Raw genomic sequence first — 24115 nt, forward strand, 5'->3', positions numbered from 1 at the left:
TGCCGCATATGCGACAAACCTCCTATCGTTTGATGCGGAAGTCCGATATCTTAGACAAGGGGGAGCCGCATGTCGAATAAAGACTCAAAGCCCGACCCGCGGGTGGCGCGCACGCGTCAATGGCTCAGAGATGCGCTGATTCAATTGATTCATGAACGGGATTACGAGAAGATTACCGTACAGGATATCGCCGAGCGGGCGGCGGTGAACCGCGCGACGTTTTACCTGCATTATCGGGATAAGCTGGATCTGCTCGAGAAAAGCGTCGAAGAGATGACGGAGGCGCTCGAGGCATCGCTGCTTGAGACCTTCGACAACCAGGCTCGGACCGATGAGCCCCATCCGACGTTCATTCGTTTGTTCGAGCAAATTGCGGCGAACGGGGTATTTTACCGAGTGCTGCTTACGGAAAAAAGTCTGCCCTTGCTGTCACGCAAGCTGACGGAAGTGGTGACCGCTTTTGTCGGCCGTGGGCTGATCTTTATGCTCGAGGAGAGCCTACTCGCTGTATCTAGGGAAATCGTACTGCGGTACACTGCTGCAGCTTTCCTGGGGGTAATTACGTGGTGGCTGGAGAACGATATGCCCTACACGCCCAAATATATGGCCGGCCAATTGATGCGGATGGCGACGGTCGGACCTTATGAGACGAATCCTTTTGGTCAAGCCTAGTCTTTCGCAGCGGTTATTCCTTTCGTTTCTAGGAATAATAAGGAGGAAGCGAATAGCGAAACGGAGTGAGATCATTGACGGAAAAGAAGCAGCATGGACAAGGACATGTCGAATTCAGGGCCCCTGCGGTCAAGCTGACAGCGGATCTGCCGGGGGACGACGAAATGCGCCGGCATCTGGACGAAACGATGAAGAACGACGGTTACCCCGGAACGTGCGCCGTGATCCGGCCGGAAACGGAGGAAGAGAAGGATTCTCCATGACCGCGCCGTCCGTTCATCCGCCGGCGCTGCCGGTCTATCCCGAATCGTACTGGCTGGCTTCGACCAGCCTTCCTTCCTTTCCGAGACTGACACGGAACATTCATGCGGATGTGGACATTGTCGGCGCAGGCATAACCGGCATTACGACGCACCCCAAGGTCCGCTACTACCGAACGGAGGTTCATTACAGCCCGAAACACGGCCGACCACCAGGCTTTAGTGAATCCAGGTTCGTTACTAAGGAACCTGGATTCACTAGCGGAGTGTCGGCCGCTAAGTATCGTAGTGTCAGCCGCAGAGTGGCAAGGTGTAATGAACTTCCGAGACCATTGTGAATAACAGAGCTCATGGAATCCTTGGAATATAATTCCTTGTCAATAATCTAACCGTTCGGGCACCCGGACGGTTTTTCCTATTTTCACGGTAACAGATGTCCGGCAGTGCAGAAGCGGGGGCATATTGCGCCTGTTGTCGGAATAGGTATGGAGAAGCAGCTTGTACGCTGGAGAGGAGGCTGGGGGATGGACAATGAACCAGTAGAGCGCAAACGGGCTGCGGCCATTCTGGGGATTGGCACGGCGGTTCCGGCTTATCGGTTGGATCAGCACGAGGTATCCGGACGCTTAAGCGACGCGCTGCGGGACAATCTTGATTCGATGCGCTGGGCCAAACGCATCTTCAAGCAATGCGGCGTGGACACCCGTTACACGTGCGAGGCGGATTTGCTCGAGCCTGCAGAGCAGTGCAGGTATTTTCCGACAGGGCCGAAGGATGGCGTGCCGGCTACGAGGGAGCGGATGGAGAAGTACAAGCAGGCTTCGATTCCTTTGGCCTTCGAAGCGGCGGTGCGGGCGCTTGAAGACAGCCATACGCAGCCGTCGGAGATTACGCATCTGATTACGGTGAGCTGCACCGGACAGTTTCTGCCCGGTCTGGATGCCGCTCTGACCGTCCGGCTTGGACTATCGCCCCATCTCCAGCGGATCCCGCTCCAATTCTTGGGTTGTGCTGCCGGATTGAGAGCAGTGTGCCTTTCCAAACAACTCGTATCTGACCTGCCGGGGATCAAAGTGCTTGTCGTTTGTGTGGAGCTCTGCACGCTCCATATCCAACCCTCCGGCACAAGGGAGGCATTGTTCGGCGCTTCCTTCTTCGGCGACGGAGCCTCGGCCTGCGTCATCGGACTCCCTGAGACAAGGCACCGGCGGCTGTTCGAGCTTGGCGAAGAGCATACGGCGCTGCTCCCCGATTCGGCGGACGAGATGGTGTGGGAGGTCGGCAATACCGGGTTCGATCTGTATTTGTCCCCGAACATTCCGAAGCTTCTGGGCCGCTTCCTTCCGCAAGAGCTTAGCTTGCTGCTTCGGGACGGCGTGCTTCCCGAGCTGTGGGCCATCCACCCGGGAGGGCGGGGGATTATTGATACTCTGCAGGAGCTGTTCCGGCTGTCGGAGGAGCAAACCCGGCCGAGCCGAAGCACGCTCCGTGATTATGGGAATATGTCCTCCGCGACGCTCCTATTCGTGCTGGATGCCATTCGGCGGGAGCAGGAGGCCTCGGCTCAGGGCTCCGAAAGCCGGAGCGGGGTTGCGCTCGCCTTCGGACCAGGGGTGACGGCGGAAATGATCCGGCTGACTTATTGCCCTGCAGGCTCCTTGACGGAAGCCGGCGCTCTGGAGAAAGCGCATGTTTAGCCTGCTGCGCGATCGGGCCGAACCGCCGGAGCTGATGGACGACCTATCCGCGGGAGGAGCCGAACTGCGGGAGGCGCTGCAGCATTTGCGGCGCTTGAACCGGATTTACCGGGCGGCCGTTCCTACACTCTACGGGGTGCAGCGGCTGTGGCATCGGGCGAACAGACCGAGGAGATTCTCCGTTCTGGATATCGGCTGCGGTTCCGGAGACGTCAACCGCCGGCTGCTGCGCTGGGCGGAGGCGAACGGGATTGAATTAAGCCTTACATTGGTGGACGTTACGGAAGAAGCCTGCGAAGAGGCAAGAGCTTATTATCGGGGAGATTCCCGGGTACGGGTAAGGCGAGGCGACTTGTACGAGCTCCCGGAGGAATGCGCGGAGGTAGTGACGGGAACTCAGTTTCTTCACCATTTTGCGGACAAGCGGCTGGAAGGAGCGGTTCGGCACATGGTGCGGGCTTCCCGGTGGGGTACCGTCATCAACGATATTCATCGCCACGCGGTTCCGTGGGCGGCGGTTTGGATCACGACCCGGCTTATGTCGCGCAACCGCTATATCCGCCATGACGGTCCGCTCTCCGTAGCCAAGGGCTTCCGGTCCGACGATTGGGAGGCGCTGCGGGACGGACTCGGAGAGGGGGAGCTTGAATATCGTTGGATGCCGCTTTTCCGCTATGCCGTAATCATCCCCAAGCGGGGGTGAGAGCATGACGGGGGCGGGTGAAGTAAGTGGAGCAAATGGAGCAGATTGAGCAGATTGAGCTGATGGAACCGGGAATCACAAGTCGAGTACGGGATGCGGCTGTGATCGGCGCCGGCGTAGCGGGCAGCAGTGCCGCCAAAGCGCTCGCGGACCGGGGATGGGACGTCGTCCTGATCGACGGCCGCCGGTTTCCCCGGCATAAAGTGTGCGGAGAGTTCCTGTCTCCCGAATCGCGGGGGATGCTGGAGGCGTTCGGCCTTATTGACACCGTACAGTCGCTGCGCCCGGCGGAAATCGACCGGGCGCGTCTTTGGTTAAGCCGCGGCCGGCCGGTTGAAGCTGCGCTCCCCGGCGGTGCCTGGGGGGTCAGCCGCTATGCGCTGGACCGGTCGCTGCAGCTTGCGGCGATTGAGGCGGGTGTGGAGCTGCTCCAGGGCGTAACGGTTACGACCGTATGCGCAGAGGACGGGGGCTACCGCCTTGCGGCTAAAGGCGGCGGCTTCCCGGGACAAGCCATTAGGGCACGGGCCGTCATTGCCGCATGGGGAGGACGCAGAGGTACGGGCGCTAAGGAGCCGCGTCCGCCCAATGAAGCGTATATCGGCGTAAAAACGCATTACGAGGGTATAGAGGGGATCTCGGCCGTAGAATTATTCTTCTTCCCCGGCGGTTATATGGGCATATCCCCCATTGAAGACGGACGGGTCAACGTGGCCGCCTTGCTGAAGCAGGATGCGTTCCGGGACAAAGAGTCGTCGGTGCTGGGCTGGATCCGCGCGGCCGGCCGGCGTAACCCGAGACTGCGAGATTTGCTGGAGCGAGCGGTACCCGTTCCGGGCACGCAGGCTGCCGTTGCCCCCGTCCGGCTGCACAGCCGTCCGCTAGCCTGGGACACCGTGCCTTGCATCGGAGACGCGGCCGTCATGATGCCTCCGCTCTGCGGAGACGGGATGTCCATGGCACTGCGATCGGCGAGCCTATGCTCGGCTTGGGCGGATGCTTACCTGCGGGGCGAGCTCACGCTCGAGCAGTGGAGAGACGCGTATAGCCGTGCGCTGTCGACGGAGTTCAGCGGACCGCTGCGCGTCGGCCGCCTGATCCACAAGGTATCCGGTCTTCCCGTTCTGCCCGGGATGCTGGCAGGCCTGTCCCGGTTGATCCCTTCCTTGCCCGCGGCGATCGTTCGGGCGACGCGCCTCTAGGAAACGGGCCGCAAATTAAGCCTTCGAATTCATTCCGGAGGTGCCTGAGCCCATGGTATTCCATCACATTGCCATTCTCTCGTTTCGATGGCCCCGAACGGTTCTTGCCGTTTGGACCCTCGTCCTGATAACGACGGGATTCTTCGCTGTCAGGCTGCCTTCCGTGCTGCAGAATCACGGGCTTCTCGCCGACGGCGCGTTCGTCCGGGTAGAGAAGATCCTGGCCTCCGACTACGGGATTCCGGCTGACCCCGTAATTCTGGTATTTGAGCAGGTCCCGGGCGGTTCCCCGGAGCAGCTGCGCCGGTTCGTCGGCCGGACGCTGTCCGCCATCCAGGGGCTGGAGGGGTTGACCGGCGTCAAGTCGCCGCTGGACAGCGAAGAGATGCTCTCGGAGCATGCCGCCTATGCACTGCTTGCTTTCCGGCAGAAGCCGTATGGCATAGAACCGGTCTTGATCGAGCTGAAGCGGCGGCTGCCTGAGGAGCCGGGAATGACGGTAAGGATGACGGGCAAGTCGGTCGTCCAGGCGGACGTGAACCGGCTAAGCCGTCAGGACCTGCAGCAGGCGGAGAAGATCGGCCTCCCTGCCGCTTTCATCATCCTGCTTCTTGCTTTCGGAGGGTTCGTCTCGGCCATGCTTCCCCTGCTCGCCGGCATCTTCAGCGTGACCGCCGCGATGGGGTTCATGTACTGGCTTGGCACGCACATCGCCCTTTCCAACTTCGTGCTCAATGTTATTCCGATGGTCGGACTGGCGCTAAGCATCGATTTCGCCCTCCTCCTAGTCAGCCGGTTCCGTGAGGAGCTGTCGGCCGGTTCGGCGGAGGATGCGCTTTCCGTAACGATGCAAACCGCCTTCCGGGCCGTCGGTTACTCGGCCGCCAGCGTGTTTCTCGGCCTAACGGCCGTTCTGTTCATCCGTCTGCCGATGTTTACTACTGTGGCTTACGGCGCCCTGTCTGTCCTGACCACTTCCGTTCTGGTTTCGCTGACCCTGCTTCCGGCCCTGCTCGCCATATTCCGTCCTGCCATCATGCGTGAGAGCGTTCGTGCACCCGGAAAAGAGGGCAGTCCCGTATGGGCTGCCTGGTCCGGATTCGTCATGAAACGCCCGGTTCTGCTCGGGACGATGGCCGTGCTGCTGCTGTTGGGCTGCCTTCTGCCCTTGGGGGGGATGCGGCTTGCGATCCCGGATGCAACGTCGCTGCCGCGCGGGACGGAGTCCAGGCTGGCGGCGGAAGCCTATACTGTGCGGTTCGCCGGCACGGGAACGACGAAGGTCTTCTTCCTGGCGCAAGGAAAGGGGGCGGCGCTGAAAGCCGATGAGTGGCGGTTTGCCAGCCGGCTCACCCGGCAGCTAACGCTCGATCCTGCTGTGCTGCGGGTCGAATCGGTCTTTGCGAACCTGCCGCTGTCGGCCGAGCAAATTTATGCTCAGCTGCAGCGGCCGCATGAGGCTTGGCCGGTGGAACAGGCTATCGAGCCTTGGGTGAAGCGGAACCGAATACTGATTCAGGTGACGATTCGCGGGGAGCCCGGCTCCCAGGAGACGATGGATTGGGTCCGCCGCTGGGAGTGGGAGGGAGTAACGTACCCGCTGCGTTTTCAAATCGGCGGAGAGGCGAAATACCAGCAGGAAGTGTTCGATGAAATATTCCGCCGCATTCCATATGTGCTGATGTTTCTCGCAGCATCGAATTATGCGGTGTTGTTCCTTGCCTTTCGCTCGGTGCTGCTGCCGGTCAAAGCGATCGTGATGAATCTGCTCAGCCTGGCAGCCTCCTTCGGCATCTTGACATGGCTGTTCCGCAGCGGAAGCTTCGGACTCGAGCCTTATCCGATCGCCGTGATGATTCCCGTATTCATCTTCGGGCTCGTGTTCGGAATCAGCATGGATTACGGCGTATTTCTGCTGTCGAGAATATATGAAGCCTACCTGCGCACGGGCGATAACCGGAAGGCCGTCATGCTCGGCATGAGCGCCTCAAGCCGGATCATCACATCGGCCGCCGCCATCCTGATTGCGGTGACCGTTCCTTTTGCCTTCGCCGGCGTTGTCGGCGTCAAGCAGCTGGGCATCGGGATTGCCGCCGCCATTGTCATCGATGCGACGATCATCCGGCTCGTGCTCGTGCCTTCTTTAATGAAGCTGCTCGGCCGATGGAACTGGTGGGCCCCTTGCGTGCTCATCGCTGCGGCATCCGTCGCCGCACTGCATGCTTTAACCTGAAGGCGGCGCTGCATAGCTTCGCATTTTTTCATGTTGGCATCTTGCCTTGGACAATTCCGCCATAGAGGCACGGATGTGACCGGCATGGATAGGGTTGAAAGCATCGGCGAAACAAAAGAGTCCGCAAGCACAAGGCTTCGGACTCTTTACCGATCATATTGTTGTCAACCTACTCCCAGGTCTGACCGATGCGCGAGAGTAAATCCTTCAAAGCCCGGATGGCGGTAACGACTCTCTCGGGATCGCTTGCCTCCGGCAAATAATGCTTCAGATGCGGCTCTACCGACAGGAATCCGTCGTAGCCTCTGCTCTTGAGCTCGCCAAGCAATTGCTCCAAACTGCCGTCCCCAAGCCCCGCAGGGACAAAATGGTGGTCTCTCGCATCCTTCACGTGGACGTAATCGACGGAGAAGGCCAGCTTAGGGTAAGCTTCGGCCATCGGATCGATGCCGTTCACGACATAGTTTCCGGGGTCAAAAGCTGACCGCAAGCTCTTGGAATCGCAGTGGGTAATGATGTCCAGGCAGCGGTCGTCCGTCGTGCCGTACAGGTTGCTGTCATTTTCCAGCACCAGGATGACGCCCTGCCGCTCCGCTTCATCCGCGAGCCGCTTCATTCTCCGCAGCACTTCCTCACGGTAGGCTTCCGCCGGCTCCTCCTTCGGCAGATGATACGAGAATACGCGGATGTATGGCGTCCCGAAAAAGCGAGCCGCATGCGCGGCACGGTCCAGAGCCTCTAACTGAGGGGCGAAATCGTCCGTCACCGGATATTTCCCGATCGGCGACGCGATCGATGAGACCCGGAACCCACGCTCATCAAGCTCCGTACGGACGCGTCCGAGCTCCGCTTCGTCCAGCTGGAGCACATTTTTTCCCCATACGCCCCGGAGCTCGAGGTACTTCAAGCCTTCCTGTTCCAGCACGTTCAGCTGTTCGGATAAATCCTTAGAGATTTCATCGGCAAAGCACGTGATTTTAACCATTGTCATTAAGGCACCTCGCGAAAATTATTTGCTGCTGCTGAAGGACTGCGACATATCTTCGTCGGCTGCTGGTGCGCTTACGGCTTTCTTCACATATTTGGACGTTTGGATGAGCTCCTTCAGCTTCGCCTCGAACGCATCCGCATCGACCGGTACCGAAACGGAGCTCTTCCGGAACGAAGAAAGCATGATGCCGTTCGCCAAGGTCAGCGCCCCGACGCCTTCCGGCCCTTCCGCAATCAGTTCGCCTTCGCCGGACAACAGGCGACGGACGAATTTCTCCGTTACGACCTTGTGGCCTGTGGGCACATCCTTGTCGATGTCAATCTCAATGCGCTCCGAATCCATCTTGCGGAAGCCTTCGGTCGTCTCGAAGCTGTATTTCAGCATGGACACGGGATTCTTGTATAGAACGAGCTGTCCATTCTCAAGGACGAGCTTGCCGTTTTCCCCGATGATTTCAAGGCGGTTCGTCCCCGGCAGCTCGGCGGTCGTGACGATCAAGTGTCCGATCATGCCGTTCTCATGCTCGAAATAAGCGGTTACCTCATCCTCGACTTCTATGTTGTGATATTTGCCGATATGCGCGTGTCCCGTGATTTCGGAAGGGATGCCGAACAGCCATTGATACATATCGAGCGTGTGGGGGCATTGATTCGTCAAGATGCCGCCGCCTTCGCCGGCCCAGGTGGCGCGCCAATCTCCGCTGTCGTAATACGCCTGGGACCGGAACCACTCGGTATGAATCCAGGTAGCCCGGGTGAGCTTGCCCAGCACGCCCTCGTTCAGCATTTCTTTGATCTTGCGGTAGAACGGATAAGTGCGCTCCTGGAACATGAGTCCGAATTCAAGCTTCGGGAAGCGGACTTTAGCCTCTTCGTAAGCATCCAGCATCCGCTGGGCATCGTTCAAATGAACAGCGATCGGCTTCTCGCACATGACGTGAATGCCGCGTGCAAAAGCGTCGATCGCCACAGTCGGATGGTCATAATGGGGGACGGCGATAATTACGGCATCAAGGCCCGATTGCTCCAGCAAGTCCTGATGACGGTAGTAAGCTTGGGTATGGTTCTCCTCCGCGAACTTATCCGCTTTTTCCTTCACGACGTCGCAGACGCCGACCAGCTCGACCTGCTCCATTTGGCTCAAATAGCGTACATGGGTTTTGCCGATATTGCCGAGACCGACCAGACCGATTTTGATTTTGCCGGAGTTGGGATTCATTTCGATGGCTCCTTTTTCAGTTGATAAGAATTTATAAGTTTTCGCAACTTATCGCTTCGCATCAACCTTGATAAACGCGCTGGTTCTTGTAAGACAAGGACGGCGTAGCCGTTTATCCTGGTAATGTAAACGATATCTTTCCTTGCAAGAAGATCGTATTATATAATTAAAGCGAGTTCCTTGCGATTTTTGGTGAAAAAATGGCGTTTGTTGGTTTTGAACGAAATGGGGGAATACCGGTGCTTGAGACGTACTTGAATCATATCGATGAGCATATCCGATTTCTGCATGCGACCAAAAAAGTACGTAACGTCGATTTTCATCTGCATCACGGATGTGAAATTTATTTTCTCCTGCAGGGGGACGTCCATTATTTTGTGGAAAAAACCGTGTATCCGCTCCGTTTCGGCGACTTGATCCTAACGAACGAGCACGAAATTCATAAGCCGTCCTTTTCCTCGGAATCGGTCTATGAGCGGATCACGCTGGAGTTTCCTCCGACGCTGGCGCTGCTGTATCAAACTGCGGAATTTCAGCCCTTAAGCTGCTTTTACGACCGGCCCAAGGGGGAGCGCAACAAGCTCAGTCTCAGCAGTAAAGAGACATCGGCGCTTCTCGGCCTATTCCTGCGATACGAGCAACTGCAGAAGAACCCGTCGCCCGGCGACGCCATTCTGAAGCTGAGCTGCTTCATGGAGCTGCTCGTTTATATCAACGCGCTGTTCTCGATGAACAAGCAGCCCGATACGGGCCTGGATCTGCATCATAAGCTATCGCCGGTGCTCGATTATATCGAGCGGCATCTGGAAGAGGATTTATCGCTGGACAGGCTCGAGAAGCTGTTCTATATCAACAAGTACTACCTGATCAAGCTGTTCAAAAAATATACCGGCAGCACGATTCACGAATATATCGTTTCCAAGCGGATTTCGCTCGCGAAGAAGCTGCTCTCGGAGGGCTGCAACGTGACGGAGGCGTACCTGCAGTGCGGCTTCAACGACTATACGAGCTTCCTCCGCATGTTCAAGAAGAAGGTGGGACTGCTGCCCAAGGATTACCCGGAAGCGGTTCGGAGTCCTAGGCTCGCCAAGCAGTAACCGGCCCGGCTCGCCGTAGTTTGGGAATCGGGACGAATGCATGTATAATAGAGTCCGTTGATCGGTTGTTCAGAAAGGATAGGATTGCATTGTTGACCATTACGGGATTTAGCGTGGAACAGGTAAAAGATCCGTTCGGCATTTTGCCGGGAGAACGGTACGAATTTCTGCTGGATATCGATGTGCCGGAAGACGATGAGCTGCATTCGGAGCAGGGCCTGTATATCCGCGTCGTTTACACGGTAGGCGAAGAGCGCACAGGGATCGTCAAATACGATATTTTCGAGCGTACGACGGAGAAGTATCTTGAATTTGACTTGGAAGACGAAGAGCTGGAAGCGGTTGACGCCTTTTGCAGGGAGCATTGGAAGGAAGCGGGGAACGAGTAGAGCCTGCGGGATTTCGGACATTCGAGGAACGGGTGAAGCTAAAGGGACTTATCGTTCCTCAGATTGACGAGAAACCCATGAGATAGAAAAATCAGCTTTGGTACCCGGTTGGGTATCCCCTTCCGGCCGCTGTTGTTATCGGTTTGCAGCGGTCATTTTCCGATAACAAAGGCGGACGCTATCGCTCCTACAGGGGAACCCCACCTAACCTTTAGCATTTTTTCTGCATATCCGGGTTTCTCTACAGCCTGAGGGACTTATTGTCCCTCATTCTTCCCCCGTACTCTTTCATTGGCGTAACGATAAGCCGAAGGGTTTCATTTCGGTTTCTTTCCCTTTCTCTTCGATTTCGCGGCGATGATCGGCAAATGCTTGAAGCTGCGGATGGTCGGCCCTTGGCAGATCGGGCAAGCAGGATATTCAGCTTCCGTGAACTCCTCGCGAACCCATGCCTTGCATGCCGCATCCTTGCATTTCCAAATGACCGTCGGCCTTAGCTCCGGTTTTGTCCCTTCTTCCTGCGCGATCGTTTTTCCCTCCCCCGTGTTACTGGAAGCCGGCATCAGATAGAAGCATTTCACCGCCTTCGTAAGATCCTTCCAATTATGCCCTCCAGCTTATTCCGTTATGCTCCTGCCGGCAAAAGCGGCCTGCGCGTTTGAACCTTCGCCCGATCAGGGTAATCAACCATGACAAAGATATCCTCCGAATCGGGAACGGAGAGGAGTGGAAGGCATGAGAACCGTCCAGGCCGACGTCATAGAGAAGTATGGGCGGAGAGACATCAGGCTCCGGCGAAGGAGCCTGTCGAATCATCGAAACCAGCGGTGTCCAAACACGGGCGCCGTTATTTTTGTGGCGTGACAAAATGGCCGGAAAGGAGTATTTTTTATATAGCGAAGCTAAATACTTTTATTGCCAATCGACTGAAGGAAGGATGACTACACGGGGGGAATTCGTCTTGCACTTTCTACTGCCTTACGTTAGAAAGTACTGGAAGCTGTTCTGTTTGGCTGTACTGTTTCTGACCTTGGAAGCGCTGGCCGATCTGCTGCAGCCAACCATTATGGCCAGAATCATCGACGTGGGCGTGGCCGCAAGGCAGCTGGATTACGTGCTCCATATGGGCGGGCTGATGCTGCTCATTACCGCGATGGGCGCGCTCGCAGCCTCGGCACGCAACATTCTGGCAAGCCGCGTTTCGCAGAAATTCGGCGCGGAGCTCAGGCTGGACCTGTTCCGTAAAATCCAGACGCTGTCGTTCAACAATATCGATAAGTTTGAAAGGGCTTCCCTCGTTACGCGGCTAACGAACGACGTGACGCAGGTGCAGAACTTCACGAACGGCTTAATGCGGATTTTTGTAAAGGCTCCGCTGCTGTGCATCGGAAGCTTGATCATGGCGGTGCGCCTGAATCTTCAGCTAGCGGCCGTGCTCGCGGTCGTCGTGCCCGTGGTGGGGGTATTGATCGCTCTTAACATGAAGATCGGCTTTCCACGGTTCATCAAGGTGCAGAAGGCACTGGACCAGGTGAACGGCGTAATGCGCGAATATTTGTCCGGTGTGCGGGTCGTGAAGGCCTTCAACCGGTTCGATTACGAGGTGGAGAAATTCGGCAGGACGAACGACGAATACCGGAGCCTCTCGACCATGGCCATGAGGGCGATGGCGATCTTTAATCCGCTCATCATGCTGGCGGTCAACCTCGGGATTGTCACCGTGATTTGGCTCGGCGGCCTCGGCGTAAGCAGCGGGTACATTCAAGTGGGTCATATTATCGCTTTTATCAACTACATGACGCAAATTTTGTTCTCTCTGATGATGATTTCGATGGTTCTCAATATGTTCGTCCGGGCCAAAGCCTCCGCGGGCCGGATCGGCGAGGTGTTTCAGGAGCACAATGAAATGACCTGGAGCGAGCGGGTGGAGGAGGAAGCTCCCGCGGCTCGCGGGCGAATTGATTTCGAAGACGTATCGTTCGCCTATGAAGGGGCGGCGGGAGAGCCGGTGCTGCGTCATGTGACGTTCAGCTGCCTGCCCGGCGAGACGGTGGGCATTATCGGGTCTACGGGCTCCGGCAAGACCAGTCTGGTCAGCCTAGTTCCCCGTTTCTACGACGTAACAGCCGGTGTTGTGAAGGTGAACGGCGTAGACGTGAAGGAAACGGATCCGCGCAGGCTGCGCGAGATGATCGCGGTCGTCCCCCAGAAGACGGTATTGTTCACTGGAACCGTGACCGAGAACATCCGCTGGGGCAAAGACGACGCGTCACTCGAGGAGATCGAGCAGGCGGCCCGGATGGCGCAAGCCCACGATTTCATCCGCTCGGTTCCGGAGGGCTACGATGCTTATCTGGGCCAAGGCGGCGTCAATTTCTCGGGCGGCCAGAAGCAGCGGCTGTCCATTGCCCGGGCGCTCGTCCGTCAGCCGGACGTTCTAATCCTGGATGACTGCACGAGCGCCGTCGATGTCGCTACGGAAGGGCGAATCAAGGAAGCCTTGAAGCAATACGCTTCCGGCATTACATGCCTGTTGATCGCCCAGCGGATTACTTCGGTGATGGATGCGGACAAAATCGTCGTCCTGGATCAAGGGGAGGTCGTCGGGCTTGGCTCTCATGGGGAGTTAATGAGAGACTGCCGCGTATATCAAGAGATTTTCCAATCGCAGGTGGGAAAGGAGCTGCATCCCCATGTCTAGGCCTAACGATACGGCCCGGAGACCTCAAGGCCCGGCTCCCGAAATTCCGCAGATCATGGGTCCGGGCGGTCCCGGCAGACCTGCGGGAGGCTTCGGCGCCCGACGGGGAGGTCCGGTGGTCAAGCCGAAAAATTTCCGGGGCACGATGAGACGGCTGTGGAGCTATATCGGCAGCGAGAAGCGCCTGCTGTCCGTCATCTTCCTGATGATCTTGGTCGATGCGGCGCTGACGCTCTCCGGCCCCTATCTCATCGGCCGGTCGATCGACGCTATGACCGCGTCCGGCGGCGTGCATTTTCAACTATTGGAGATTTTGTTGATTGCGCTGACGGCGGCCTATGCAGCAGACGGTACACTGACCTTTCTGCAGGGCTGGCTGATGGCGGGCGTATCTCAGCGGATCGTGGCCCGTCTTCGTCAGGCCTTGTTCGGGAAGCTTCAGAAGCTGCCGCTCGCTTATTTCGACACCCGGCGGCACGGAGAGGTCATGAGCCGGCTGTCCAACGATATCGACAACATCAGCAACTCGATCTCGCAGTCGACGACGCAGCTGATGACCGGGCTTATTACGATAGCGGGTTCGCTCACGATGATGATCGTCTTGAGCCCGCTCCTCACCTTGGCGAGCCTGGTTACCGTGCCGCTTGTTTATTTGCTTGCCCGTACCATTACGAAGAAAACGAGCGTCATGTTCAAGGAACAGCAGGTCCAGCTCGGCAAGCTCAACGGACATATCGAAGAAACGATCTCCGGCATTGAAGTGGTCAAAGCCTTTAACCACGAGGACAAAGCGATCGAGGAATTCGAGAGCGTCAATGCGAAGCTGTATGAGGTCGGCTTGAAAGCGCAGATTTGGTCCGGCTTCCTGATGCCGCTCCTGGCGGTGATCAACAACATCGGGTTTACGGCAGTGGCGGTCGTGGGCGGGGTGCTGGCGGTCAAGGGTCATATTACCGTCGGGGTCATCGCGAGCTTCCTGAGCTATTCCAGGCAGTTCGTCCGGCCTTTGAACGATTTGGCCAATATTTACAACGTGCTTCAATCGGGCGTCGCTGGAGCGGAGCGGGCCTTCGAGGTGCTGGATGAGGAAGAGGAGCCGGATGACGCTCCCGGAGCGCTTCTGCTGGAGGGGACGAAGGGGAATGTCGTCTTCGAGAACGTGAGCTTCGGTTACAGGCCGGATGTGCCGATTCTGAGAAATGTATCCTTCGTCTCCGACCAAGGAAGCAGCACGGCGCTCGTAGGTCCCACCGGGGCGGGGAAGACTACGATCGTCAACCTGCTGACCCGGTTCTACGATGTGACGGGGGGCCGCATCCTGATCAACGGAAAAGACATCCGCGACTATTCCCGGGACAGTCTGAGACGCTGCTTCGGCATCGTGCTGCAGGACACGTACCTGTTCTCCGGCACCATCAAGGAAAACATCAAGTACGGCAAATCCGATGCGACAGATGAGGAAGTGATGGCCGCGGCCTCCGCGGCCAATGCCGATGTGTTCATCAAACGGCTGCCAAATCAATACGATACGGTGCTGTCGGAGAACGGCGGCAATCTGAGCCAAGGACAGCGGCAGCTGCTTGCGATCGCCAGAGTCATCCTGGCAAAGCCCTCCATTCTCATTCTGGATGAGGCGACCAGCAGCATCGACACCAGGACCGAGCTTCATATTCAGGACGCGTTGCTGAATATGATGCAGGGGAGAACCAGCTTCATCATCGCGCATAGGCTGAACACGATCAGGGATGCCGATACGATCATGGTCATCGATCAAGGGCGTATCGTCGAGGCGGGAAGCCACGACGAGCTGGTTGCAAATCAAGGAACCTATCACCGGATGTTCCATAATCAGTTCAAAAATATTCAGGGAGCTTCGGGATGAGCCGAAGCTTTTCTTTTTGAGCGAATGCGTTGCATTCCGAAGATTCAATTGGTACAATGTGCTTTATCGACGGATTGCAACAAGATTACCTCTTCCTTGGGAGGCGTGTCCTGAATGGTAAACCCCATTAAGCAATTCCGGCTGGACCATATGTTTTTTGCCAGCTTCGCCGGGTTAATTATGGTGCTGACGCTAATCGTTACATGGATCGCTTACAGCGTATCCTCCCAGCAGCTGCAAAAAACGACCTCGTTCTATCAGCAAGGGCTGTTAGCCGAGCTCAATAAAGAAATGGTCCTTCAGCTGAATACGATCGAACAAATCTCCCTATCGACCTCCCGCAACATCGATTTCCTGGACTACCTCTCCTTAGACGGCGACGAATATGCACGCATTAAGAAATTTAACGATATATTGCAGTACTTAACGAATATTACGAACAGCACCGGAAGCATATATTCGATCCATCTTTACGTGGACCATCCGGTGTCTTCCGACAGGCAGCGATCCGTGCAGTTTATCGATTTCAAGCAATTGAGCAGGGAGCCGTGGTACGCTTCCGTTCAAAATACCGATTTCACGTGGATTGGAGAGCATACGATCCAAACGTTTCAAGGCCGGGTTCCGGTGGTGAGCTTCGCGCGCAAAATTTATTCCAATAAAAACGAATACAAAGGCCTGATCCTCATCAATGTGAAGGCATCGGTTATCCATCAGGTGCTGGAGGGACAAAGCCATACCGGAAACCGTCTTCTCTTCGATACCGCCGGACACTTGCTCGCTCAAATCAATGACGTTCCAGTGAAGCATCGGATCGAGCAGCAGACCAAATTGCTCGAGGCGGGAGTCGGAAGCAGGAGGCTCCAACGGGAGAACGGAGACGATCTGTCGCTGATGGTTTGGTCGAGACAATTTAATTCCAATCTCGTTCTGATCGAGGTGACGCCTTGGGAGCTTGTGACGCAGGGCAGCGTCGAGCTCGCCCGGATCATGCTGATCGTCGGCTTCTCCACGGTCCTCGCCGCACTTTGTTTAAGCTTGTCCATCGCCAAGCAGCTAATGAAGCCGATCCGCCTGCTGGTTCAAGCGATGAGCAAATATATGCTGGATAGCAGCAAGGTGCAGCTCCCGAGCGATTACCGGAATGAATTCGGTTATTTATTTAACGGCTATCGGCGCCAAATGGAACGGATCGACGAGCTGTACGGCAGTCTCGAGATTCAGCACCGGCTTCAGCGGGAAGCGGAGGTCAAGGCACTTCAGGCGAATATCAATCCGCACTTTCTGTACAATACGCTGGACCAAATCAACTGGATGGCAATGGAGTCGGGGCAGCATCGCATCAGTCATATTCTGGAGCTGGTTGGGCGGATGTTCCGGATCGGGCTGTCGGGAGGGGAAAGCTTGATTCCTCTGGAGCAGGAGCTTCAGCATGTGGAATGCTACCTTGGAATTCAGCAAATCCGTTGGCAGGAGGGACTCGAATACAGGATTGAAATTCAAGAGGATTTGAAAGCGTTTTATATTCCGAAAATCACGCTGCAGCCGTTTGTCGAGAACGCAATTCTGCATGGGTTTCACGGACGGGCTTCCGGCTTGATCGTGATCCGGGCGGAGTTGCAGGAGCAGGTCCTATGCATAACGGTTTCGGATAACGGAAGAGGGCTGAAGCCGACATGGCGGGATAAAGGCAGCAGGCGCAAGGGCGGCTACGGAATTCGGAACGTCCGTGAAAGGATCGGGGCGTTGTTCGGTCCAACATACGGGCTTATTTTAGAAAATCAACCGGAAGGCGGCGCCAGGGTGACGATCAGGCTCCCGCTGATCTCCGAGGAATCCGATCTTTACGGCAACAGAGAATCCGTATCATGACACATCACTAACGAATAGCAAGGAGGTTTATTATGTGGAAGCTCGCGATTGTCGATGATGACCGGCAGGTCATCCGGGGACTCAGCAGCCAAATTCCATGGCAAGCTCTTCAGGCCGAATGCGTCGGTGAAGGGCTCGACGGCGAACAGGGCATCGAGCTTGTACGTGCATCCAACCCGGATATCCTGATTACCGACATCTACATGCCGGAGATGAACGGAATTGACATGATCCGTTCGCTTCGGAAAGACGGCTATGCAGGCAAGATCATCATTCTCAGCGGTTATACGGATTTCGAATATGCCCGTGAAGCCCTGCGGCTGCAGGTGGATGACTATTTAACCAAACCGATCTCGCTCACGACGCTTCAAAATGTGCTATCCAAGCTCGTTGCGGCTCTTCAGGAGGAAGCGCACAAAAGAGAAGAAAGGGAAAAGCTGGAATCGAAGCTGAGATTATACGAGCCGCCAGAGGCCGGTGAAGGGCCGAAGGGCGAATGGAAGAAGCATAAGCCAACCGTTGACTTCATGCTTCAATATATTCACGAGCATTACGCGAAAGACATCACCTTAGCCGGGCTTGCGGAACAAGTGTTCATTTCCAGGAATCATTTGAATGAAATTTTCAAGAAAGCGACGGGTGAAACCTTCCACTTCTATTTGACCAAGGTCCGAATGGAGCAGGCAAAGCGCTTAATTCTTGAAGGAAAGTGGCATATTTACGAAATTGCGAATAAAGTGGGCTACACGAACGTCCCTTATTTCAGCACGGCGTTCAAAAAATATTTCCATGGCCTGAATCCTACGGAGCTGTCGAAATAGCATCGAAGACCTTACTTTGAACAAGAGAATAGACCAGCGGACAAGACTGTCCGGAACATTTCCGGTCCGTCTTGTTCGTCGGCGAATGGGTACGGCTCCGGCGGCATCCTCCGGTTCCGAAGAGCGGGTTCATGGCGGTCGATCAGAGAACTTATTTGATGGAACGGCTGCCCCGGCTTCCTCATCGGGACTGAGGCTTGCAATGATGCGGTGACCTTCGTTTAAAGCAGGGTGAGGTCTTCTTTTTTTGTCCTTCGTTTTTCAAACTTTTGTAGAAAATCTGAATATTTTGAAAGAAAACCGTGCATTTCCCATATGGACGGTCATGAGGGTGATTGATAAGATGTGAACATGAAAGCGTTTTAATTCAAAAGGAGAGATGCAGAAAATGAGAACCTATGCCAATCGTTCCACCGCACTTGCCGGACTGCTGCTGCTGGCTTCCTTAGCCTCGGGTTGCAGCTCCATCGGAGTAAAAGATGATGCAAAGGCGAATAGCGGAGCCGCCAATGCGGATGCCAAAGGAAACAATTCGATCAAGCTGAGAGTGATGTGGTGGGGATCCCAGGCCCGTCATGACGCGACTCTGAAGATCCTTGATTTATATACGAAAAAAAATCCGAACATTACGTTCGAGACGGAATATTCCGGCTACGACGGTTATTTGGATAAGCTGACGACGGAAGCGGCCGCTCGTAACGCCCCGGACATTATTCAGATGGACGCTCCCTGGCTTGCGGATTGGAACGGCCGAAGCCAGCTTGCTGATCTCTCAAGCGGAATCAATACGAAGGACGTCGATACGAATCTGCTGGAGACCGGCAAATATAAAGGGAAGCTGACCGCCGTACCGCTGGGCAATAACGCGTGGGGCATGATCTATGATAAATCGGCGCTCGAGAAGCTGGGAGTGAGCGGGCCGAAGGACGGATGGACCTGGGACGATTACTTTAAGATACTGGAAGAATTGAAAGCTAAGATGGGCAAGGGCCAGTACCCGGCGAAAGACGGCACGAACGACGGTACGATGTATTCGGCTTATCAGCTCAGTAAAGGCAAGGGATGGCCGATTACGCAGGATGGGAAGTTTAACTACGATCGGGACACCTGGCTGGAGTGGACCAAGAAATTTGCCGACCTTCGGAAAAAAGGCGTCGTGCCGCCACCCGACGTGCAGCTGGCGGACAAGGATTTGGACCCGACGCAGGATATGCTGCTGAACAATCAATTGATCTTCAAAGGCCTTCATGCGGCCCAGGTTTCCGCCTATGACAGCTTAAAGCCGAACAGCATCGGCGTTACCGCCGTCCCCCGAGGGGTTCAGCCCGGAGGCTGGCTGAAAGCAACCTTTTATTTCAGCGTCAATCAGGATTCCAAATATAAAGAAGAGTCGAAGAAGTTTATCGATTGGTTCATCAACGACCCGGAGGTCGGCGAAATTGCGGGCACGACCCGCGGCGTACCGATAGCGAACAAAATCGTATCGCAGCTGCAGCCTAAATTCAATGTCGGAGATAAGCTGACCGTGGAGATGATCAATAAAACCGCAGTCGCTTCGCAGACCTTCAATCCGGGCGCGCCGGGCTGGAGCGATTTCGGCAAGGATGAGAAGGATATCAAGGAACGCCTTATGTTTGAAAAGATCACCCCGGAACAATCGTACGACGAGCTCGCGAAGGCCGGCAAAAAATACGAGAAATAAACTACGGGCAGGATGGAGGTAACTATGGCACAAGATACGGTAGTTTCGGCCGGAAGCCGGGTTACGGGAAGCAAGATGAGCAGCAGGACCCTGCGTTCCAATACGATCGCCGGATTTCTCTTCATATCACCTTGGCTGATCGGATTTTTATTTCTTACGCTTTGGCCGATGATTCAATCGCTATATTACTCGTTTACCGACTTTTCCTTGCTGGAGGCTCCTAAGTGGATCGGCCTTCGCAATTTCGAGGAAATCGCTCAGGACCGGTTCTTTTACAATTCGCTTCGGGTGACGTTTACATTCGTCGTAACCTCCGTTCCGCTAAGGCTGATATTCGCGCTCCTGGTGGCGATGCTGCTGAATCACAAGATCCGCGGGATTTCCTTCTACCGTACGATCATTTATTTCCCTTCGCTGATCGGCGGCAGCATTGCGGTAGCGGTTCTGTGGAAGAACATCTTCGGCATTAACGGTTTTATCAACCATATCGTTCCGCTGTTCGGCATTGGGGCAAAGAATTGGATCGGCACCCCGGGAACGGCGCTCGGCACGCTGGTCACCTTGAGCGTATGGCAGTTCGGCTCGGCCATGATCATTTTCCTGGCGGGGCTTAAGCAAATACCAAACGAGCTGTATGAAGCGGCGGCCGTGGACGGGGCGGGGAGGTTGAGGCGCTTCTTCTCCGTTACGCTCCCGATGCTGTCGCCGGTCATCTTTTTCAACCTTATCATGGGCGTGATCAGTTCGTTCCAGACGTTTACCGCCGCCTTTGTCGTCACGAACGGAGGGCCTTTGAATTCGACGGAAATGTATGCCCTCTACTTGTATCAAAAAGCGTTTGCCACGCTGCACATGGGCTATGCCTCGGCGCTCGCCTGGATTTTGCTCGCGATCGTAGCGGCGGCCACGACCTTAAACTTCGTAGCGTCGAAGTACTGGGTGTTTTACGAGAATGAAGCGGGAGGGAAGTCATGAAGACGACAGGCTCGAAGTGGCTCATCCATATCGTGCTGCTGCTGTTCAGCGCGGTCATGTTCTATCCCGTCTTATGGTGGATCGGCGCAGCGTTGAAATCCAATGCGGAGCTCAGCTCGCCTGCCTTATTCCCGAGCAAATGGATGTGGAATAATTTCTCCGACGGCTGGGTGGCGCTGCCCAAATATACGTTTACTTACTTTTATCTCAACAGTCTGAAGCTCAACATTACGACGACGCTGTTGACCGTTATCTCGAGCAGCCTGGTGGCGTTCGGCTTCGGACGGATTCCGTTCCGCGGCAAGAAATACTTGTTCTCGGTGCTGCTCCTTACAATCATGCTGCCGGGCCAAGTGACGCTGATTCCGCAGTATGCGATGTTCCATCAGTTCGGCTGGGTCAACACGTATTTGCCGTTTATCGTGCCGAGCGCCATGGGAGGAGCCTTCTTTATCTTCTTGCTCGTGCAGTTCATACGGGGCATTCCCTTGGAGCTGGACGAATCGGCCAAAATGGACGGCTGCAGCTGGTTCGGCATTTACTGGCGGATCATTTTGCCGCTCACGAAGCCGGCCTTGATCACCGTTATGATCTTCTCCTTTCTGTGGCACTGGGAGGATTACTTCGGGCCGCTGATCTACTTGAACTCCGTAAGCATGTATACGGTGCCTATGGCTTTGCGGATGTTCATCGATACGCAGGCCGCCATTTCGTGGGGACAATTGCTTGCAATGTCGCTGGTTTCGATTACACCGCAGGTGCTCGTCTTTTTCCTGGCGCAGCGGCATTTTGTAGAAGGCATTGCGACCACGGGACTCAAAGGTTAGCGGCTTGGTAAGGAGGAGCTCCTTCTTGCAGCGCTCTAAGCTTGTTCTAGAGTGCCGGGAGGACGGGCCAAGTTGAAGGCTCGTGGTCCCAGTCCGCAAAAAGGCCGCCGGCCGGGTTTTAGTGAATCCAGATTTATTACTAATGAACCTGGATTCACTACCGATGTGCCGACGGCCAAGTGACAGGCTGTAGTGAACCTCCGGGCCGTATAGGTACCCACAGGCTCATTACTAGCGAACGGAGGATCACTACAGCGCGCAAAACGGCTGCCGGCCGGGTTTTAGTGAATCCAGGTTCAATACTAATGAACCTGGATTCACAAGCGGAGTGCCGGCGGCCAAGTGACTGGCTATAACGAACCTCCGAACCAATGAGGACCCTAGTTTCACAGAGCTGCTTCTAGCAGCTCTTTTTTTGCTTACAAAAGCATTGACATCCTTGGGGGAAGCACACTACAATAATGTCGATTAGCCAGCTAATCGGAAGGGGGTGCTGCTGTGGAATTCGACTATTCCCAGGCATTAACGCACTTATTGAGCCACGTGTACCGGCTGTACCGGCTTAACGTGGATCTGCTGATTCAAGAATACGGCGTCTATCCCGGCCAACCGCCCGTGCTGATGCGGCTGACCGAGCAGGATGGGCAGATCCAGAAGGAGCTCGCCTATAAAGTCAATCTTCAGCCGGCCACTCTGAACGTGATGATCGGCCGGATGGAGAAATCCGGGCTGCTGGAGCGTAGGCCGGACGCCGGCAATTACCGCGTATCCCGCGTCTATTTGACCGATAAGGGACGCACGGCGACCACCGCGGTCAAAAGTGTGCTGCGCGATATTGAGGATCGCTGCTTCGCTCGCTTTAACGCAGACGAGAAGCGGGTGCTCCGGGGGCTGCTGCTGCAGATGCATGACGAGCTGGAGCAACTGAAGCACGAAAATAGCAATTTGACTAATAAAAGACAGGATGTGGAATAGCTGAATGATTCCAAATGCAAAGCTGCAAACCGAATCGCCCGCCCGCTCGCGCCGTCTTTGGATGGCTGCGGTGCTCGGTTCGCTGGCTGCCTTCGGGCCTTTATCCATTGACATGTACTTGCCTGCGCTTCCTACGCTTGCACAGGACCTGCATGCCAATCCTTCGCTTACCCAGCTTAGCCTGACCGCCTGCCTTGTCGGTCTGGCCACGGGGCAGCTCGTAGCCGGACCGCTCAGTGACGTGCGCGGACGGCGCGCGCCGCTAATGCTCGGACTTATCCTTTATGCCGTGGCTTCTTTCCTATGCTCCATGAGCCGTTCCATTGAAGCGTTGATCGTGCTCCGTTTCATTCAGGGGGCGGCCGGTTCCGCCGGCATCGTCATCTCCAGAGCCGTGGTCAGAGATATGTATTCCGGAACGGAGCTGACCAAATTTTTTGCGCTGCTCATGCTGGTGAACGGAGTGGCTCCGATCATGGCCCCGATTGCGGGTGCCCAGCTGCTAAAGGTTACGCCGTGGACCGGCGTATTCGTTGTCCTCGGCGTCATCGGCGCAATCATGATGGTTGCCGTATGGTTCGGCTTGCCGGAGACGCTGCCCGCGGAGCGGCGCTCCAAAGCGGGAATGAAGAACACGTTAGCCACCTTCTGGCGTCTGCTGCGCGACCGCAGCTTCATGGGCTACGCTTTATCGCAAGGCCTCGTATCCGCGGCGATGTTCGCATACATTTCCGGCTCGCCGTTCGTCATTCAGGATTTATTCGGCGCATCCCCGCAAATGTTCAGCTTGATCTTTGCCACGAACGGTCTTGGCATCATCATCGCCGGGCAAATAACGGGCAGGCTGGCCGGTAAGGTCGGCGAGACGAAGCTTCTCGTTGCGGGATTGATCTATGCGGCGGCGGGGGGACTGTTGCTCCTGACGGCCATCTCGACGGGCGCAGGGTTGTATGCCGTTCTGCCCTCGCTCTTTATGGTCGTATCGAGCGTAGGCATTGTGAGCACGACTTCGTTCTCGCTGGCGATGCAGAAGCAGGGGAAATCGGCGGGGAGCGCCTCCGCGCTTCAAGGCCTTTTGTCCCTTATTACCGGGGGACTCGTAGCTCCTCTGGTCGGCATCGGAGGAAGCGGTACGGCCGTACCGATGGGTGTCGTCATTGCCGCTGCGGATCTGGGCGCGGTACTTTGTTATTGGTTGATGATCGTCCGGGCCCGGAAGGGGTAGAACCTATCGATTATTGCGACGCCCGTTCTTCGCATCCAGTCCCGTACCGCTAGAGCTCATAGCTGAAGCAGGGGCAGGTACAGCATGAAGATCAGCGAGAATGGGGTCCAATTTTTTACAGGAAGATTTGGATATAGACGAGTAATCGGGTAGCAAAGCAGCACCAGAAGGATCATGCCGAGCTCTAAAGGAAGCAATGAAGGAGTCTCATGACGGTACCTGCCCATCTTCCAAGCGCAGTTAGGCCCATCTTGTTGACGTATTGTCTGCGATTTCAAGAGCCGTCAAGAAAGGAGCCCTGCTTTCCAGATCCTAAAGCAGCTACATCTTTAAAGTTAATTTCTGCTTTCGCAGTGTAGTTAAACACTCTATTAACTAATGCCATAAATTCTGTTCTAGTAATGCTGCTGTCCGGTTTAAAAGTTCCGTCCAGATAGCCTTCGGCTAAATCAAGTGCTGTCCAAGCGCCAATCTGATCCTTAGCCCAATGCTTCGATAAGTCTGATGCCGGTGCTGCTAAGCTCCTGGGGTAAGGCCTTAACATTGGGAACTATAAGTGCAGCAGCTAGAAACAAGTTAAGCGTCTTTCGAAACATTTTCAAGCTTATAACCCGCCTTTAAAATATTTTAATAAAAAGTTTACATGAAAAGGTTGAAAAAGGTGCAAGCTTCT

General features: G+C 55.6%; 22 protein-coding genes. 18 read left to right on the forward strand and 4 right to left on the reverse strand.

Annotated features, from left to right (window positions below; all coding sequences use genetic code 11):
• Positions 1-69 precede the first annotated feature (69 nt).
• The 7 genes from O9H85_RS05495 to O9H85_RS05525 all read left to right on the forward strand — a co-directional run bounded on the left by O9H85_RS05495 (position 70) and on the right by O9H85_RS05525 (position 6767).
• A complete protein-coding gene (locus O9H85_RS05495) occupies positions 70-672 on the forward strand; it encodes a TetR/AcrR family transcriptional regulator (RefSeq protein WP_269880283.1) in 603 nt (200 codons plus the stop codon).
• 74 nt (positions 673-746) lie between these two features.
• Positions 747-935: a hypothetical protein gene (locus tag O9H85_RS05500; protein ID WP_269880284.1), complete on the forward strand. Its 189-nt coding sequence runs from the start codon at positions 747-749 to the stop codon at positions 933-935.
• The gene (locus O9H85_RS05505; protein WP_269880547.1) at positions 932-1270 is read left to right on the forward strand and encodes a hypothetical protein; all 339 of its coding nucleotides are present in this window, start codon (positions 932-934) and stop codon (positions 1268-1270) included. The genes O9H85_RS05500 and O9H85_RS05505 overlap by 4 nt, the downstream gene beginning before the upstream one ends.
• Positions 1271-1456: 186 nt before the next feature.
• Positions 1457-2629: a type III polyketide synthase gene (locus O9H85_RS05510; protein WP_269880285.1), complete on the forward strand. Its 1173-nt coding sequence runs from the start codon at positions 1457-1459 to the stop codon at positions 2627-2629.
• Positions 2622-3332, forward strand: a complete 711-nt coding sequence (locus O9H85_RS05515) for a methyltransferase domain-containing protein (protein ID WP_269880286.1) — start codon at positions 2622-2624, stop codon at positions 3330-3332. The genes O9H85_RS05510 and O9H85_RS05515 overlap by 8 nt, the downstream gene beginning before the upstream one ends.
• A 35-nt stretch (positions 3333-3367) precedes the next feature.
• Positions 3368-4534 carry an NAD(P)/FAD-dependent oxidoreductase gene (locus tag O9H85_RS05520; protein ID WP_269880527.1) on the forward strand — a complete coding sequence of 389 codons (1167 nt, stop codon included), beginning with the start codon at positions 3368-3370 and terminating at the stop codon, positions 4532-4534.
• A gap of 52 nt (positions 4535-4586) precedes the next feature.
• A complete protein-coding gene (locus O9H85_RS05525) occupies positions 4587-6767 on the forward strand; it encodes an MMPL family transporter (protein WP_269880287.1) in 2181 nt (726 codons plus the stop codon).
• A gap of 169 nt (positions 6768-6936) precedes the next feature.
• On the opposite strand, the gene O9H85_RS05530 is transcribed toward O9H85_RS05525, so the two are convergent.
• Together O9H85_RS05530 and O9H85_RS05535 are read right to left on the reverse strand one after the other, a co-directional pair.
• Positions 6937-7758 (reverse strand): sugar phosphate isomerase/epimerase family protein, encoded by an 822-nt coding sequence (locus O9H85_RS05530; RefSeq protein ID WP_269880288.1) that lies wholly within the window; start codon positions 7756-7758, stop codon positions 6937-6939.
• Positions 7759-7776: 18 nt separating this feature from the next.
• Positions 7777-8976 (reverse strand): Gfo/Idh/MocA family protein, encoded by a 1200-nt coding sequence (locus O9H85_RS05535; RefSeq protein ID WP_269880289.1) that lies wholly within the window; start codon positions 8974-8976, stop codon positions 7777-7779.
• 239 nt (positions 8977-9215) lie between these two features.
• Here O9H85_RS05535 and O9H85_RS05540 point away from each other — a divergent pair, with 239 nt between their 5' ends.
• Entirely contained in the window at positions 9216-10073 is an 858-nt protein-coding gene (locus O9H85_RS05540) for an AraC family transcriptional regulator (protein ID WP_269880290.1), read from the forward strand.
• Between the two features lie 89 nt (positions 10074-10162).
• Positions 10163-10462 (forward strand): DUF6509 family protein, encoded by a 300-nt coding sequence (locus O9H85_RS05545; protein WP_269880291.1) that lies wholly within the window; start codon positions 10163-10165, stop codon positions 10460-10462.
• A gap of 317 nt (positions 10463-10779) precedes the next feature.
• On the opposite strand, the gene O9H85_RS05550 is transcribed toward O9H85_RS05545, so the two are convergent.
• Positions 10780-11043, reverse strand: coding sequence for a cold-inducible protein YdjO-related protein (locus O9H85_RS05550; protein ID WP_269880292.1), 264 nt, complete (start codon positions 11041-11043; stop codon positions 10780-10782).
• Between the two features lie 380 nt (positions 11044-11423).
• Here O9H85_RS05550 and O9H85_RS05555 point away from each other — a divergent pair, with 380 nt between their 5' ends.
• The 9 genes from O9H85_RS05555 (at position 11424) to O9H85_RS05595 (ending at position 23442) form a co-directional block, all read left to right on the forward strand.
• Positions 11424-13163 carry an ABC transporter ATP-binding protein gene (locus O9H85_RS05555; protein ID WP_269880293.1) on the forward strand — a complete coding sequence of 580 codons (1740 nt, stop codon included), beginning with the start codon at positions 11424-11426 and terminating at the stop codon, positions 13161-13163.
• Between the two features lie 55 nt (positions 13164-13218).
• Positions 13219-15045 (forward strand): ABC transporter ATP-binding protein, encoded by a 1827-nt coding sequence (locus tag O9H85_RS05560; protein ID WP_269880528.1) that lies wholly within the window; start codon positions 13219-13221, stop codon positions 15043-15045.
• Between the two features lie 114 nt (positions 15046-15159).
• Positions 15160-16917 (forward strand): cache domain-containing sensor histidine kinase, encoded by a 1758-nt coding sequence (locus tag O9H85_RS05565; RefSeq protein WP_269880294.1) that lies wholly within the window; start codon positions 15160-15162, stop codon positions 16915-16917.
• A 32-nt stretch (positions 16918-16949) separates the two neighbouring features.
• Positions 16950-17738 (forward strand): response regulator transcription factor, encoded by a 789-nt coding sequence (locus O9H85_RS05570; RefSeq protein ID WP_269880295.1) that lies wholly within the window; start codon positions 16950-16952, stop codon positions 17736-17738.
• Positions 17739-18126: 388 nt separating this feature from the next.
• Positions 18127-19440 (forward strand): ABC transporter substrate-binding protein, encoded by a 1314-nt coding sequence (locus O9H85_RS05575; protein WP_269880296.1) that lies wholly within the window; start codon positions 18127-18129, stop codon positions 19438-19440.
• Between the two features lie 75 nt (positions 19441-19515).
• Positions 19516-20415 carry a carbohydrate ABC transporter permease gene (locus tag O9H85_RS05580; RefSeq protein WP_269880529.1) on the forward strand — a complete coding sequence of 300 codons (900 nt, stop codon included), beginning with the start codon at positions 19516-19518 and terminating at the stop codon, positions 20413-20415.
• Entirely contained in the window at positions 20412-21242 is an 831-nt protein-coding gene (locus tag O9H85_RS05585; protein WP_269880297.1) for a carbohydrate ABC transporter permease, read from the forward strand. The genes O9H85_RS05580 and O9H85_RS05585 overlap by 4 nt, the downstream gene beginning before the upstream one ends.
• A gap of 498 nt (positions 21243-21740) precedes the next feature.
• Positions 21741-22217, forward strand: a complete 477-nt coding sequence (locus tag O9H85_RS05590) for a MarR family winged helix-turn-helix transcriptional regulator (RefSeq protein ID WP_269880298.1) — start codon at positions 21741-21743, stop codon at positions 22215-22217.
• A gap of 4 nt (positions 22218-22221) precedes the next feature.
• A complete protein-coding gene (locus O9H85_RS05595) occupies positions 22222-23442 on the forward strand; it encodes a multidrug effflux MFS transporter (protein WP_269880299.1) in 1221 nt (406 codons plus the stop codon).
• Between the two features lie 274 nt (positions 23443-23716).
• Here the strand turns inward: O9H85_RS05595 and O9H85_RS37695 are convergent, their stop codons facing one another.
• Positions 23717-23986, reverse strand: coding sequence for an S-layer homology domain-containing protein (locus O9H85_RS37695; protein WP_409348108.1), 270 nt, complete (start codon positions 23984-23986; stop codon positions 23717-23719).
• Positions 23987-24115: the final 129 nt, after the last annotated feature.

This window comes from Paenibacillus gyeongsangnamensis, assembly GCF_027533625.1.
Lineage (GTDB): Bacteria > Bacillota > Bacilli > Paenibacillales > NBRC-103111 > Paenibacillus_G > Paenibacillus_G gyeongsangnamensis.